The 14,599-nt window shown below is 69.1% G+C and carries 12 protein-coding genes, 2 tRNA genes and 1 riboswitch; of the genes, 10 read left to right on the top strand and 4 right to left on the bottom strand.

What is annotated here, in order from left to right; all coding sequences use genetic code 11:
• Positions 1-35 precede the first annotated feature (35 nt).
• From WD026_RS03710 to WD026_RS03665, 10 genes are all read left to right on the top strand, one after another.
• Positions 36-827 (top strand): sulfite exporter TauE/SafE family protein, encoded by a 792-nt coding sequence (locus WD026_RS03710; RefSeq protein WP_425722298.1) that lies wholly within the window; start codon positions 36-38, stop codon positions 825-827.
• Positions 828-854: 27 nt separating this feature from the next.
• Entirely contained in the window at positions 855-2,642 is a 1,788-nt protein-coding gene (locus tag WD026_RS03705) for a nitrite/sulfite reductase (RefSeq protein ID WP_425722297.1), read from the top strand.
• A 20-nt stretch (positions 2,643-2,662) separates the two neighbouring features.
• Positions 2,663-3,058 carry a DUF934 domain-containing protein gene (locus WD026_RS03700; RefSeq protein ID WP_425722296.1) on the top strand — a complete coding sequence of 132 codons (396 nt, stop codon included), beginning with the start codon at positions 2,663-2,665 and terminating at the stop codon, positions 3,056-3,058.
• Between the two features lie 12 nt (positions 3,059-3,070).
• Entirely contained in the window at positions 3,071-3,835 is a 765-nt protein-coding gene (locus WD026_RS03695; protein WP_425722295.1) for a phosphoadenylyl-sulfate reductase, read from the top strand.
• Positions 3,832-4,788, top strand: coding sequence for a sulfate adenylyltransferase subunit CysD (cysD, locus tag WD026_RS03690; RefSeq protein WP_425722294.1), 957 nt, complete (start codon positions 3,832-3,834; stop codon positions 4,786-4,788). The genes WD026_RS03695 and cysD overlap by 4 nt, the downstream gene beginning before the upstream one ends.
• Complete coding sequence (locus tag WD026_RS03685) at positions 4,788-6,092, top strand: sulfate adenylyltransferase subunit 1 (RefSeq protein WP_425722293.1); 1,305 nt, start codon at positions 4,788-4,790, stop codon at positions 6,090-6,092. The genes cysD and WD026_RS03685 overlap by 1 nt, the downstream gene beginning before the upstream one ends.
• Positions 6,093-6,146: 54 nt before the next feature.
• Positions 6,147-6,476, top strand: a complete 330-nt coding sequence (gene fdxA, locus WD026_RS03680; protein WP_086120956.1) for a ferredoxin FdxA — start codon at positions 6,147-6,149, stop codon at positions 6,474-6,476.
• A gap of 5 nt (positions 6,477-6,481) precedes the next feature.
• A complete protein-coding gene (locus tag WD026_RS03675) occupies positions 6,482-7,525 on the top strand; it encodes an NAD(P)/FAD-dependent oxidoreductase (protein WP_425722292.1) in 1,044 nt (347 codons plus the stop codon).
• A gap of 32 nt (positions 7,526-7,557) precedes the next feature.
• Positions 7,558-7,658, top strand: a riboswitch (TPP riboswitch).
• Between the two features lie 75 nt (positions 7,659-7,733).
• Positions 7,734-9,902, top strand: a complete 2,169-nt coding sequence (locus WD026_RS03670) for a TonB-dependent siderophore receptor (RefSeq protein WP_425722291.1) — start codon at positions 7,734-7,736, stop codon at positions 9,900-9,902.
• Positions 9,903-9,957: 55 nt separating this feature from the next.
• Positions 9,958-10,033 (top strand) — tRNA-Asn (locus WD026_RS03665).
• Between the two features lie 70 nt (positions 10,034-10,103).
• Here the strand turns inward: WD026_RS03665 and WD026_RS03660 are convergent.
• The 4 genes from WD026_RS03660 to WD026_RS03645 all read right to left on the bottom strand — a co-directional run bounded on the left by WD026_RS03660 (position 10,104) and on the right by WD026_RS03645 (position 14,578).
• Positions 10,104-12,284 (bottom strand): ATP-binding protein, encoded by a 2,181-nt coding sequence (locus tag WD026_RS03660; RefSeq protein WP_425722290.1) that lies wholly within the window; start codon positions 12,282-12,284, stop codon positions 10,104-10,106.
• A 191-nt stretch (positions 12,285-12,475) separates the two neighbouring features.
• Positions 12,476-12,551: transfer RNA gene (locus WD026_RS03655), tRNA-Lys, on the bottom strand.
• An 84-nt stretch (positions 12,552-12,635) separates the two neighbouring features.
• Complete coding sequence (locus tag WD026_RS03650) at positions 12,636-13,469, bottom strand: tRNA threonylcarbamoyladenosine dehydratase (protein WP_425722289.1); 834 nt, start codon at positions 13,467-13,469, stop codon at positions 12,636-12,638.
• Positions 13,466-14,578 (bottom strand): YeeE/YedE family protein, encoded by a 1,113-nt coding sequence (locus WD026_RS03645; protein WP_425722288.1) that lies wholly within the window; start codon positions 14,576-14,578, stop codon positions 13,466-13,468. Before WD026_RS03645 ends, WD026_RS03650 begins: the two co-directional genes overlap by 4 nt.
• Positions 14,579-14,599 lie beyond the last annotated feature (21 nt).

Below are 14,599 nucleotides of genomic sequence, written 5' to 3'. Positions count from 1 at the left end.
TTGGCATATAAAGACCGGCGCCTACAGTGCCGGGCATGCCCGAATACGCCATTGTCCTTGCCGGTTTTGCCGTCGGCCTCATCGTCGGCCTGACCGGGGTGGGCGGCGGCTCGCTCATGACGCCGATCCTGATCTTCTTCTTCGGCGTCAAACCCTACCTGGCCATCGGCACCGACCTGCTGTTTGCCGCCTTCACCAAGCTCGGCGGCACCCTCAGCCTGGCCCGGCAGCGCCTGGTCCCCTGGCGGGTGGTGGGCCAGCTCTGCCTGGGCAGCATTCCGGCGGCGCTGGCCACGCTGTACGCCCTGCACCGCCTGGGCCCGGCCTCGCCCCAGGCCCAGTCGCTCATGACCAGCACCCTGGGCGTGGCCCTGCTGCTGACTGCGGCGGCCATGCTCTACAAGGCCGCGCGCGGCCGCCAGGTGCCCCGCACCGTGAACGAGGCCGACCTGGACCGCGCCACCCGCGCCCGCCACCCGGCGCTGCCGGTGCTGTTCGGCGCCGTCATCGGCTGCCTGGTCACGCTCACCTCGGTGGGGGCCGGGGCCATCGGCGTGTCGGTGCTGCTGATCCTGTTCCCGCTGCTGCCGCTGCCCCGCATCGTGGCCGCCGACATTGCCTACGCCGTGCCGCTCACGCTGCTGGCCGGCCTGGGCCATGCCACCCTGGGCTCGGTGAACTGGTCGCTGCTGGGCCTGCTGCTCACCGGTTCGCTGCCCGGCATCTGGCTGGGCACGCGCCTGATGCGCCACACCCCGGAGCGCCTGGTGCGCTCGCTGCTGTCGCTGCTGCTGGCCTATGCCGGCGTCAAGCTCATCGCTTTCTGACCGTTTTCGTTCTTCGCCTCTGCTGCCATGTACCAATACAACGACTTCGACCGGGCCTTCCTGAAAAGCCGTGCCGACCAGTTCCGCGACCAGCTCCAGCGCTGGCAGGCCGGCACCCTGTCCGACGACGCCTTCAAGCCGCTGCGGCTGCAGAACGGCTGGTATGTGCAGCGCTTCGCCCCCATGCTGCGCGTGGCCGTGCCCTACGGCGAGATCAACAGCACCCAGCTGCGCGTGCTGGCCCGGGTGGCCCGCGAGTACGACCACAAGGAAGAGCACGACACCTCCCAGGCCAACGCCGGCCTGAGCGAGGTGCCCACCCTGCCCGACCGCACCGCCCACTTCACCACGCGGCAGAACGTGCAGTTCAACTGGATTCCGCTGGCCCGCGCCGCCGACGTGATGGACCTGCTGGCCAGCGCGAACCTGCACGGCATCCAGACCAGCGGCAACTGCATCCGCAACATCACCACCGACGCCCTGGCCGGCGTGGCGGTGGACGAGGTGGCCGACCCGCGCCCGTTCGCCGAGATCCTGCGCCAGTGGAGCACCCTGCACCCCGAATTCGCCTTCCTGCCGCGCAAGTTCAAGGTGGCCATCACCGGCGCCCGTGAAGACCGCGCCGCCACGCCCTGGCACGACGTGGGCCTGCGCCTGCTGCACAACGTGGACGGCGAGCTGGGCTTCCAGGTGCGCGTGGGTGGCGGCATGGGCCGCACGCCCATCATCGGCACCGTGGTGCGCGAGTTCCTGCCCTGGCACCAGATCCTCAACTACCTCGAAGCCGTGGTGCGGGCCTACAACCGCTTCGGCCGCCGCGACAACGCCTACAAGGCCCGCATCAAGATCCTGGTGAAGGCCGAAGGCCAGGCCTTCGTGGACCAGGTGGAAGCCGAGTACCGCGACATCGTCGAGATCGACGGTGCGCCGCACACCATCACCCAGGCCGAACTCGACCGCGTCAGCGCCTGCTTCGTGCCGCCCGACCTGGCCTGCGACCGCAAGACCGCCGACGCCAAGATCGCCCACATCCTCAAGGCCGCGGCCGAAGACGACATCGAGTTCAGCCGCTGGCTCACCCGCAACGTGCAGCCGCACCGCAACCCGGACCTGCGCGCGGTCACGCTGTCGTTCAAGCGCATCGGCCAGGCCCCGGGCGACGCCACGGCGGAGCAGCTGGAGCGGGCCGCCGAACTGGCCGACCGCTTCTCGGCCGGCGAGGCCCGCGTCACCCACGAACAGAACCTGCTGCTGCCCTGGGTGCGCTGCGACGCCCTGCCCGAACTGTGGCGCGAAGCCCGCCGCCTGGGCCTGGCGCGCCCCAACATCGGCCTGCTGACCGACATGATCAGCTGCCCCGGCGGCGACTTCTGCGACCTGGCCAACGCCCGCTCGCTCCCGCTGGCCCAGGCCCTGCTGGAGCGCTACCGCGACCTCGACGAGCTGCACGACCTGGGCGAGATCGACCTGCACATCAGCGGCTGCATCAACAGCTGCGGCCACCACCACAGCGGCCACATCGGCATCCTGGGCGTCGACAAGGACGGCCAGGAGTGGTACCAGATCACCCTGGGTGGCTCCGACGGCTCGAAGCTCTCGGGCGCCGCACAGCCCGGCAAGGTGATCGGCCCGTCGTTCGCCGCCAGCGAGGTGCCCGATGTGATCGAGGCCCTGCTCGACACCTACCGCCAGCAACGCGCCGAGGGCGAGACCTTCCTCGCCACGCTGCGCCGCACCGGCCCGGACGCCTTCAAGGCCGCCGCGCATGCCGTGCGCACCGCCACCGCCCGCACCGACACCGCCGACGCGGCCTGAACCCGACACCGGAACGCCCCATGAGCATCGAACTCTTCAGCGCCGCCCAGTTCGCGGCCCCCGAACCCGACACCCGCCGCCTGGTGCTGGCCAACGACGCCGACCCGCGCGAGGCCGACCTGAGCGGCATCGACGTGGTGGAACTGCAGTTCCCCAAGTTCGTGGACGGCCGCGCCTTCAGCCAGGCCTTCCTGCTGCGCCGCCGCCTGGGCTTTGCCGGCCAGATCCGCGCCACCGGCGAGGTGCTGATCGACCAGCTGGTGCAGATGGCCCGCAGCGGCTTCACCCAGGCCGTGCTGCGCGCCGACCAGGACCTGGCCCACGGCCAGCGCCTGCTGACCCACTACGCGGCCTTCTACCAGGGCGACGCCGTGGAAACCGCCCCCCGCTTCGTGCGCGAAGCCACCTCCGCCTGAAGCGAGCACGCCATGAGTGCCATCGACCTCTACAACCGCCCCTCGCCCCAGTACGCCGAGCGTGTGCAGCGCGCCATCGCGCTGCTGCGCGAGGCGGCCGCCACCCACCCCCGCCTGACCCAGGCCTCCAGCCTGGGCGTGGAGGACGTGGTGGTGACCCACCTGATCCACCTGGCCGGCATCGACAGCCGCGTGTTCGTGCTCGACACCGGTCGTCTGCACGCCGAGACGCTGGCCCTTATCCCGCAGATCGAGCAACGCTACGGCCTGTCGATCGACCGGTTCCAGCCGGTGCAGGAAGCCGTGGTGCACTTCGTGCAGCAGAACGGCGACGACGCCATGTTCCGCAGCGTCGGCCTGCGCAAGGCCTGCTGCGACATCCGCAAGATGGAGCCGCTCTCTCGCGCCCTCACCGGCATGGACGGCTGGATCACCGGCCTGCGCCGCGAACAGTCGAATGCCCGGGCCGAAGCGGCCGAGATCATCCAGGAGCCGGGCCGCGTGAAGGTGAGCCCCCTGGTGGACTGGACCTGGGGCGATGTCTGGCACTTCGTGGCCGAACACGCCCTGGCCTACAACCCGCTGCACGACCAGTTCTTCCCCAGCATCGGCTGCGAGCCCTGCACCCGCGCCATCAGCGTCGGCGAGGACTTCCGCGCCGGCCGCTGGTGGTGGGAACAGGACAACGCCAAGGAATGCGGCCTGCACGTGCAGCCCGTGGCCAGCGACACCGTCTCGGCCCAGCCGATCTCCCGCACCGACCGGACCCCCGCATGAACGCCCGTACCGAACCCTCCGTGATCCAGACCGCCCTGCAGGCCGACGGCCACCAGCTCAGCAACGCCCACCTGGACGCACTGGAAGAAGAGACCATCTTCATCCTGCGCGAAGTGGCCGGCGCCTTCGAACGCCCGGCCCTGCTGTTCTCCGGCGGCAAGGATTCGCTGGTCATGCTCAAGTGCGCCGAAAAGGCCTTCGGCGCCGGCCGCATCCCGTACCCGCTGCTGATGATCGACACCGGCCACAACTTCCCCGAGGTGACCGACTTCCGCGACCAGCGCGCCCGCGAACTGGGTGCCGAACTCATCGTGCGCAGCGTCGAGGATTCGATGAAGCGCGGCACGGTGCGCCTGGCCCACCCGGGCGAGAGCCGCAACGTGCACCAGTCGGTGACGCTGCTGGAGGCCATCGAGGAATTCCGCTTCGATGCCCTCATCGGCGGTGCCCGGCGCGACGAGGAAAAGGCCCGCGCCAAGGAGCGCATCTTCAGCCACCGCGACAGCTTCGGCCAATGGCAGCCCAAGGCCCAGCGGCCCGAACTCTGGACCCTGTTCAACACCCGCCTGCACATGGGCGAGCACTTCCGGGTGTTCCCCATCAGCAACTGGACCGAACTGGACGTGTGGCAGTACATCGCCCGCGAGAACATCGCCCTGCCCTCCATCTACTACACCCACCGCCGCCAGGTGGTGGACCGCCGCGGCCTGCTGGTGCCGGTGACCGAGCTCACCCCGCCGCGCGACGGCGAGACGGTGGAGGTGCGCGACGTGCGCTTCCGCACCGTGGGCGACATCACCTGCACCTGCCCGGTGGAGAGCACCGCCGCCACGCCGGCCGACATCGTGATCGAGACCCTGGCCGCCGAGGTCAGCGAACGGGGCGCCACCCGCATGGACGACAAGACCAGCGACGCCTCGATGGAAAAACGCAAGAAAGACGGGTACTTCTGATGAGCACGACCGCCACCCCCACGGCCACCCCCGTGGACACCTCCGCCGCCCTGCGCCTGATCACCTGCGGCAGCGTGGACGACGGCAAGAGCACCCTCATCGGCCGCCTGCTGGTCGACAGCAAGGCCGTGCTGCAGGACCACCTGGCCGGCGTGCAGCGCCAGGGCCAGACCGACCTGGCCCTGCTCACCGACGGCCTGTCGGCCGAGCGCGAGCAGGGCATCACCATCGACGTGGCCTACCGCTACTTCAGCACCGAGGCGCGCAAGTTCATCATCGGCGACGCCCCGGGCCACGAGCAGTACACCCGCAACATGGTCACCGCCGCCTCCAGCGCCGATGCCGCCGTGGTGCTGGTGGATGCCACCAAGCTGGACTGGCGCAACCCGCAGCTCGCGCTGCTGCCGCAGACCCGCCGCCACAGCCTGCTGCTGCAGCTGCTGCGCGTGCCGTCGGTGGTGTTCGCCATCAACAAGCTCGACGCGGTGGACGACAGCACCACTGCCTTTGCCCACATCGGCGCTGCGCTGGCGGCCTTCGCCGACCAGGCCGGCATCACCGTGACCGCCACGGTGCCGGTGTCGGCGCTCAAGGGCTGGAACGTGGTCGATGCCGCCGAAACCGCTGGCTGGTGCGGTTACGACGGTCCGACGCTGCTGGAGATCCTGGAGCGCCTGCCGGTCACGGCGGCCGACACCGGCCTGCCCCTGGCCTTTCCGGTGCAGTGGGTCGAGAAGTTCAGCAGCTCGGCCGACACCTCGCAGGGGCGCCGCATCTTCTGGGGCCGCGTGGCCGCTGGTGCCGTGGTGCCGGGCCAGCGCGTGCGCATCGCCCCCAACGGACAGACCGCCACCGTGGCCCAGGTGCTGGACCATGTGCGCCGCCCGGCCGACGTGTCCGCCGGGCACAGCGCCGGCATCGTGCTGGACCGCGAGGTGGACGTGTCCCGTGGTGACTGGCTGATCGATGCCGACGGGCACGATGGCTTCCTGCACAGCCGCGAGATCGCCGCCACCGTGGCCTGGCTGGACGACGAGTCCCTGGTGCCCGGCCGCGTGTACTGGGCGCTGCACGGCCACCGTTGGGTCAAGGCCAAGGTCAAGCGCATCGTGCACCGCCTGGACATCCACACCCTGGCCGAGCAGGACGCCACCGAGCTGGAGCCCAATGCCATCGGCCACATCGAGCTGGCCCTGCAGGAGCCGCTGGCCACCCTGCCCTTTGCCCGCTCGCGCCAGCTCGGTTCGCTGGTGCTGGTGGACACCGCCAGCCACCGCACTGCGGGCGCTGTGCTGGTGCGCTGAAGACCGGCGCCGAACCCCCTAAAATCCGGTTTTCCCCCGAATTCCGCCCACACCATGACCCACGTTGTCACCGAAGCCTGCATCCGCTGCAAATACACCGACTGCGTCGATGTCTGCCCCGTGGACTGCTTCCGCGAAGGCCCGAACTTCCTCACCATCGACCCGGACGAGTGCATCGACTGCGCGGTCTGCATCCCCGAGTGCCCGGTGAGCGCCATCTACGCCGAGGAAGACCTGCCCAAGGACCAGGTGCACATGACGGCCATCAACGCCGAACTGGCCCGCCTGCCCGGCTGGAAGAGCATCACCAAGCGCAAGGCGCCCCTGCCGGACGCCGACGACTGGAAAGACAAGACCGGCAAGCTGGACCAGCTGATCCGCTGAAGGCCATGACCGGCGCACCCATCGAGACCGATGCGCTGGTCATCGGCGCAGGTCCGGTGGGCCTGTGGCAGGTGTTCCAGCTGGGGCTGCAGGACATCCGCTGCCATGTGATCGACGCGCTGCCCCGGGGCGGCGGTCAGCCCGCCGAGCTCTACCCCGGCAAACCCATCTACGACATCCCCGGCCTGCCGGTGTGCAGCGGCCAGGAACTGATGGACCGGCTGCAGCAGCAGGTGCGGCCCTTCGCCCCCAGCCTGCACCTGGGCCAGACCGTGGCCGCGCTCTCGGCGCGCGACGACGGCCGCTTCGACGTGCACACCTCCGCCGGCACCGCCTTTCTGGCGCGCAGTGTGTTCATCGCCGCTGGCGTGGGCGCCTTCCAGGCCCGCCCGCTCAAGCTCGACGGCATCGAGGCTTTCGAGGGCCGCCAGGTGTTCCACCGTCCGCACGACGCAGAGGCCTTCGCCGGCCAGAACGTGGTGGTGCATGGCGGCGACGAGCACGCGGTGGACTGGGCCCTGCGCCTGGCCGATGCCGCCACGCCGCCCGCCTCCATCACCCTGCTGCACCGCCGCGACGTGTTCCAGGCCGACGAGCCCAGCCTGGCCCTGCTGCAGACCCTGAGCGAACAAGGTCGCATCCGGCGCTGCATCGGCCAGCCGCTGGGCCTGCAGGTGCAGGACGGCCGGCTCACCGGCATCGAACTCGTCACCCCCGACGACCGCACCGTGGTGCAGCCGCTGGACACGCTGCTGGTCTGCCTGGGCCTGTCGCCGCGCCTGGGGCCGATCGCCGACTGGGGCCTGGCCATGGAGCGCAAGCAGCTGGTGGTGGACACCGCCGGCTTCGAGACCAGCGTGCCCGGCATCCATGCCGTGGGCGACATCAACACCTACCCGGGCAAGAAGAAGCTCATCCTCTGCGGCTTCCACGAGGCCACGCTGGCCGCCTTCGCCGCCGCTGCCCGGCTGTTCCCCGAGCAGCGCACGCTGCTGCAGTACACCACCACCAGCCCCAAACTCCACCGGCTGCTGGGGGTGAGCGGCTGAACTAGAATCACGCCCGCACTTCAAGAGTGGGGTGCATCCGCTAGGGGTGTTGCGGCCGACAGGCCGCGACTGAGAAAGTCCCTTTGAACCTGATTGAGGTAATCCTCGCGCAGGGAAGCAAAAGTCAGCACCGCATGCCGGCGTCCGCCCGTGCCCTGTGGTGCCGGCCCAGCCCACCTGCCATGACCCGTCCTCCCGGACACACGATATGGCACAACCCGACCACCACTCCCCCCGCCCGCGGCAACCCGCGGCGCTGTCCTTCATCAGCCTGGCCTGTCTGGCCGCACTGCATGCCCCGGCCCATGCCCAGAGCGCCGAGGTGACGCTGCCCGCGGTCACCATCCGCAGCGCCCCCAGCACCGCCCCGGCCGACGTGACCGGCTTCGGCGACCAGCCGGCCGCCAGCGTGCCCATCAGCACCACCGTGATCGACAGCCGCACCATCAGTGACGTCGGCGCGCGGCGCATCAGCGACCTCTACCAGCTCGACGCCTCGGTGAGCGACGCCTACAACGCCGTGGGCTACTACGACTACGCCAGCGTGCGCGGCTTCGTCATCGACAACACCTACAACTTCCGCCGCGAAGGCCTGCCCATCAGCGCCGAGACCAGCCTGCCCCTGGACCACCTGCAGCGGGTGGAACTGCTCAAGGGCACCAGCGGCATCCAGGCCGGCACCAGCGCACCGGGCGGCCTGATCAACCTGGTGGTCAAGCGGCCCACGGCCCAGCCGCAACGCAGCTTGCGCACCGAAGTGAACGAAGACGGCAACGCCCTGGTCCACCTGGACATGAGCGGACGCGCCGCCGACGGCGACCTGGGCTGGCGCCTGAACATCGCCGGTGAACGCCTGAACACCGAAGCCCAGGGCACCGAAGGCAAACGGGGCCTGCTGGCCCTGGCCATGGACGCCCGCCTCTCGCGCGACAGCCTGCTCGAAGGCGAGTTCGAGATCAGCCGCCGCCGCCAGGCCACCGTGCCCGGCCTGAGCCTGCTGGGCACCGCCCTGCCCCCGGCCGATCCGCGCATCAACATCAACAGCCAGCCGTGGTCGCAGCCGACCGACTTCCGCAACTTCAGCGGCAGCCTGCGCTTCACCCAGGCCATCAACAGCCAGTGGAACTGGCAGGCGCAGCTGGGCACACAGCGGCTCAAGACCGACGACTACCTGGCCTACCCCTACGGCTGCAGCGCCGAAGGCAACTTCGACCGCTACTGCAGCAACGGCGACTTCGACCTCTACGACTACCGCAGCGAGAACGAGCGGCGCACCACGAACGCCGCGCAGTGGCGCATCAACGGCGACGTCGAGGCCGGCGGCCTGCGCCACAAGGTGAGCGCCGGCGTGCTGGTCAGCCGCTTCACCCTGCGCGGCCAGACCCGCGCCAACGACTCGGGCTTCATCGCCGGCGGCAACCTGTTCACCCTGCCCGCCCTGGCACCGAACCCGCAGATCGTCGACCCCTTCACCAACCGCACCGAGCGCAGCACCGAGTGGTTTGCCACCGACCACATCGAGTGGTCACCCGCCCTGCACACCTGGCTGGGCCTGCGCCACACCCGGCTGGAGCGCGACAGCGCCCGCACCGGCAACGATCCTCGCGCCACCAGCTACCAGGACCACTTCACCACCCCGTGGCTGGCCGCCACCTTCAAGCTCGACGAGCAGCGTACGGCGTATGCCAGCTGGGGCCAGGGTGTGGAATCCGAAGTGGCGCCGGGCCGGGCCCGCTACACCAACCAGGGCCAGGCCCTGCCGCCGCTCAAGAGCCGGCAGTGGGAGATGGGCCTGCGCTCGGCCAGCGACAGCGCCCGCTGGAACCTGACCTACTTCCGCATCGACCGCCCCCTGAGCGGCGACCAGCCCGCCTGCAGCGGCACGCCCAACAGCTGCACCCGCGTGATCGACGGATCGGCCCGCCACCAGGGCCTGGAACTCGGCGGCGGCCGCACCGCCGGCCTGTGGGACTACAACGCCAGCCTCACCTGGATCGACGCCGAGCGCCTGGGCAGCACCATCAACCCCACGCTCAACGGCCTGCGCCCCACCAACGTGCCGCGCTGGGTGCTGCGCAGCAACGTGAGCCGCGCCATCGAATCGGTCCCCGGCCTGAAGGCCAGCGCCCATCTCAGCCACGAAGGCCGGCGCGCCATCACGCCGGACAACCAGCTCGAACTCGGTTCGTGGACCCGGGTCGATGCCGCACTGCGCTACGACACCCGCGTGCAGGGCCGCCCCGCCAGCTGGGTGCTGGCCGTGGACAACGTGTTCAACCGCCGCTACTTCCAGGAAGCGCCGTTCCAGTACGAACACATCTACCTGTTCCCGGCCGCGTCCCGCACGCTGCGCGTGGCCTTCGAGACACAATTTTGAGAAAGTTGAACGTCGCTTAGAAAACCGAAAAAATGACGCTATAATTTGAGGCTGTTCCCTGATAGCTCAGTCGGTAGAGCGACGGACTGTTAATCCGCAGGTCCCTGGTTCGAGTCCAGGTCGGGGAGCCAGAAATTCAAAAGCCCTTGCAGCGATGCAAGGGCTTTTTTCTTGCCCGCTGTGCCAGCAGCCAGCGCAGGCTCAGAGCGCCCGCAGCTTTTCCACCAGGTTGGCCATGCGGATGGGCTTGCTCACGAAGTCGTCCATGCCGGCGGCCAGGCAGGTGTGGCGGTCTTCTTCGCGGGCGTTGGCGGTCATGGCAATGATGGTCACGCGCGGGCGCTGCTGCTCGGCCTCTTCGGCGCGGATGCGCCGCGTGGCTTCCAGGCCGTCAAGCACCGGCATCTGCATGTCCATCAGGATCAGATCGAAGCCGCCACGCCGCGCTGCCTCGACGGCCTGCCCACCATCGGCCGCCACCTCCACCGTGTGGCCGCTCTTGGTCAGCATGATCTGGGCCACCTTCTGGTTCACCGGGTGATCCTCGGCCAGCAGGATGCGCAGCGAGCTGCCGGCCGAGTCGGGTGTGGCAGCGGCGCGGGGGGTGGCAGGCACGGTGGCGGGAACATGGGGCGGGATGCTCATGGCGGGTGCTTCCTGGACAGCGGTCGGCCCTGAGGATAGCGGCACTGCCACCACGGGCAGACGCACCCGGAAGGTGGTCCCTTGTCCCACGGTGCTGTCCAGGCCGATGGTGCCGCCCAGCAGCGTGCACAGGCGGTGGCAGATGGACAGGCCCAGACCGGTGCCGCCGAACTGGCGCGTGATGCTGCCGTCGGCCTGGCTGAAGGGTTCGAAGATCAGCGCCTGCTTCTCCGGTGCGATGCCGATGCCGGTGTCGACGATGTCGAGTGCCAGCGTGAGCGCATCGGGCGACGGACCTTTGACGGGATGGATGCGCAGCGTCACCCCGCCCTGCGCGGTGAACTTGATGGCATTGCCCACCAGGTTGTTGATGATCTGCCGGACCCGCAGCGCGTCGGTGCGCAGCACCGGCGGCAGGTCGGGCGCCAGATCCACCTGCAGGTTCAGGCCTTTCTCGCAGGCGCGCATCTGCAGGGGCCGGACGATCTCGTCCAGCCATGAACGCACCTCCACGTCCGACATCTCGGTGTGCATGTGGCCGGCCTCGATCTTGGAGAAGTCCAGGATCTCGTTGATGACGCCCATCAAGCCGTCGGCCGAACTCCGCACCAGCGACAGGTATTCGCGCTGGGCCGGGTCGGTGGCGAGCTCCAGCGCCAGCCCGGTCATGCCCAGCACACCGTTCATGGGCGTGCGGATCTCGTGGCTCATGTTGGCCAGGAAGTCGCTCTTGGCGCGGCTGGCGGCCACGGCCGCATCGCGCGCCTGCTGCAGGGTTTCTTCCACCCGCTTCTGGTCGGTGATGTCGACATTGGCCCCCACCAGGGTGGTCGGTCGCCCATCCGGATCCCGCAGCCCGATGGCACGCCCCAGGATGTGGCGCATCTCCCCGCCCGGAAACTCCACCCGGAACTCCACCGAAATGGGCGGCTCGTGGGCGGCTGCGGCGGCCAGCGCTGTCTGCACCGCCTCCCGGTCGTCCGGGTGGATGCGATCCAGCACCGCAGAAAGCCGGTTCTCTTCGGCGTTGGGGGGCAGCGCCATCATGTCGGTCAGACGCCGGTCGGCCGTGAAGGTGCGTGACTTCAGGTCGAGTTCCCAGATGCCCAGGGCCCCCACATCGGCGGCCAGCTCCAGCCGGTGGAGGTAGTGTTGGGCCGAGGCTTCGGCCGCCTCGCGGTTGAGCAGGACCGAAGCAAACAGCTGCCCCAGATCGTCGAAGTAACGGCCCAGGACATTGAAATAATCCGGCGCATCGGCGTACACCACCAGAATCCCGGAGCGGGACGGCGATTCACCCCGCAGCGGAATGCAGCGCACCGAACGGACCTGGTGATCCTGAGCCAGACGGCGCCAAGGACCCCAGACCGCAAAGCGCGAAATCGCCACCGTCTCGCTCTGGCCGTTCTCCACAGTGCGCAACGCAGGCCCGCGACGGGTCAGCCAGTTGCGCTCGATCCGCATGTGCCGCGCCCAATCCGCAGCTCGACCGGCGCTGACCATGGGTCGGATCACAGGGGAGTTGGCAGGGCCGAACCAGCACCAGGCCAGGGACAGATGGGTGGACGCCTGCACCACCGCTTCGCAATAACGCTGCACCACATGCATGGGCGGCGCATCGCCGGACAACACCTCAGCGGCCACGCGCACGCCGGCACTGGACAGCCGCATGGCCTCGTCCATGGCATCGAAGGGGGGCGCGTCGGCATCGCGCGTGAACAGGCGGGTAAAGGGCATATCTGCTGCATCGGCAGTATCCGCCCCAACTTGGGGCCTATCCGCCCAAGACCCCGCATCGCCCTCGGAACTGGCCCGGCTTGCGTGATGCAATCCACGTCGCGTGTGCAGGGCCTGCGCACACATCGGCACCGGACGCCCCACGCCAAAAGAAAAGGGGCCTGACCTTGCGGTCAGACCCCTTCGATCTCTGGTAGGACGTGGCAGGCTCGAACTGCCGACCAACGGATTAAAAGTCCGCTGCTCTACCAACTGAGCTAACGTCCCACACTGCCTTGGCGGTGCTTTTGCAAGCGGCCTTGGCTCCTTCACCGAGCTTGCTGAACATCGTTCAGTGCACCCTGCGAAGCCTCAAATTATAGCGTCATTTTTGGGTGTTTTTGAAGAGGGCTTCACTTTTCGCAAATTTCCTGCGGCGAGTGTGTTCATCACCCATCCGGCTGCGGCCAGGCCGGCGCTGGCGGTCACGCTCACCACCGAGCCGAAGCCATGGCAGTTCAGGCTGCCGTCGCCCGCATCGAGCCCGCACGAGGGATCGGGCGGGGCCACGGTCTCGCGGCTGAACACACAGGCCACGTTCATGGGTCCCTGGCGGGCACCGCCGTGCACCTTGCGGAGCCGGTAGCGCAGCTGCGCCAGCAACGGGTCGTGGGTGACGCTGGCCAGATCGCCGATCTCGATGCGCTCGGCCTGGCGTTTGCCACCGGCCGCCCCCACCGCCACCAGCGGCACGCCGGTGTGCCACGACCAGGCCGCCATGGCGGTCTTGGCCTTGACCTGATCGCAGGCGTCGATGACGGCATCGGGCGTCTCGGCACCCAGCAGGCCGGGCCAGTTGTCCGGCGAGACGAAGTCGTCGATGCACTGCACGCTGCAGTCCGGGTGGTAGCTGTGGATGCGGTCGCGCAGCGCTTCGATCTTGGCCTGCCCCAGCGTGCCCAGCTGTGCGTGGATCTGCCGGTTGATGTTGGACTCGGCCACATGGTCCATGTCGATCAGCGTGAGGCGGCGCACGCCGCTGCGGGCCAGCGCTTCGGCGCTCCAGGAGCCCACGCCGCCCAGTCCGACGACGACGACGTGGGCATCGAAGACGCGCTGCGCACCCTGCACGCCGTAGAGACGGCGCAAACCACCGAAGCGGCGCTCGAACAGCTCGGCCTCGGCGGGCTCGATGGCTCCGGTCACCCGCGCTCCAGCAACCAGATCTGAAGACGGAAGCCCAGCACGGCGCCGACCATGATGCCGGCCACGGCGATCGCGCTGGTCAGGCTCAGCGTCGACAGGCCCGACAGGCCTTGCCCCACGGTGCAGCCCAGCGCGGTGACGCCGCCCACACCCATGCAGATGGCGCCGACGATGTGCAGCGCGGTGTCCTGGGTGCTGGCAAAGCCTTCCCAGCGGAAGCTGCCTTCGATCAGCGCACAGGCCAGCGCACCCAGCACCACGCCGGCCACGGTGACCACGCCGAAGGTGAGCACCTTGCTGGCATCGCTGTAGAAGATGAGCCAGTCCTGCACATAGGCCATGGGGGCGGTGAAGGTCAGCGCGTCCATGCGGCCGGTGTTGCTGCCCAGGAAGACCGGATCCAGCGTTTCAGGGTGCTCGGGCACGAAGCCCAGATGCCCGCTGACCCACCACATGGCCACCACCACCGCGCCGATGCCCAGGCCGGCCAGCAGGTTGTTGCCGGTGCGGAAGTCCCGACCCAGCAGCGCCCACAGCACCAGGGCGCCACCCAGCACCAGGGCGCAGATGAGGCCGGCCAGGCCGGCGTCCAGTCCGGTGGCACCGGCCACCCAGGCCGGCACGGCGCTGCCCTGCGGCAGTTCGAAGAAGACCTGATCGACCGTGGCGTTGCGCCACACGGCAAACACGCCGCGCAGGGTCATGAAGGCGGCCAGACCCATCACGAAGAACACCACCAGCGACTTGAGGCTGCCGCCGCCGATGCGCACCAGCGTCTTGCTGCCGCAGCCCGAGGCCAGCACCATGCCGAAGCCGAACAGCGCGCCGCCCGTGAGCGCGGAGAGCCAGACCACACGGGCACCGGTGTAGATGGACTGGGTGGTGTCGATGAGCCCCAGCCAGCCCAGCGCATGAAAACCGATGGCCGCCACACCCACCGCCATGCCCCACATGCGCATGCGGGTCCAGTCGCCCATGTTGACGATGTCGCTGACGGCGCCCATGGTGCAGAAATGGGTGCGCTGGGCGATGAAGCCGAAGGCGGCTGCCACGGCAAAGGCCGCCCACAGCGTGGTGATGCGGAGCTGGTTGAATTCGGCGAGTTCCATAACCGCCATTGTAGGAGGCCA

This window comes from Hydrogenophaga sp. R2, assembly GCF_049843595.1.
GTDB lineage: Bacteria > Pseudomonadota > Gammaproteobacteria > Burkholderiales > Burkholderiaceae_C > Hydrogenophaga.
This window is presented reverse-complemented; position numbering and strand designations above follow the sequence as displayed.